We start from the raw sequence: 524 nt of genomic DNA on the forward strand, positions 1-524 counted from the left end.
AACATCGTAGTGAGTAAACTAAGTATACGAAGAAGACGGGCAAAGCTACCAAAGGGCCAACGGAAATAAATATCTTCCGGAGAATGAATATAGGCAAAGAACGTTACGGGGGCAATTAAGGCTTGTGGAGTTCCCTCCAAAAGAACGGCTACAGAACCTTCCATCAAAAAGGAAATGGTCCGATCTGGTCGCTCTGTGAGAAGTATTTGAGAGAAAACAGTTAATGAATTATCCTGAATGAATTGTTCCAGTTGGCCTAAATTATAGATCATATCCACATTAACAGCTTTTAAACGGCGTCGCATTTCGCGAACAATTTTTGGATTCGTCAAACCTTTGATATACGCTAAATATAGGGGTCCTTTCGTACGACCTTTAAGATGAATTTTTTCCACCACAAAGTGAGGATCTGCTAGTCGAGTACGTAAAAGATATAAGTTTTTTTGAACGTCTTCCACAAATGCATCATGAGGTCCGGGGATAGATATTTCCGTTTGAGGTAGTTCAATACTCCGACCTTCGTC

Annotated in this window: 1 protein-coding gene; it reads right to left on the reverse strand. The window is 40.5% G+C overall.

Annotated features, from left to right (window positions below):
• On the reverse strand, positions 1-524 hold a 524-nt coding region (locus H1S01_RS22840), incomplete at both ends, for a spore germination protein (RefSeq protein WP_188042190.1).

This window comes from Heliobacterium chlorum (assembly GCF_014502795.1).
GTDB lineage: Bacteria > Bacillota > Desulfitobacteriia > Heliobacteriales > Heliobacteriaceae > Heliobacterium > Heliobacterium chlorum.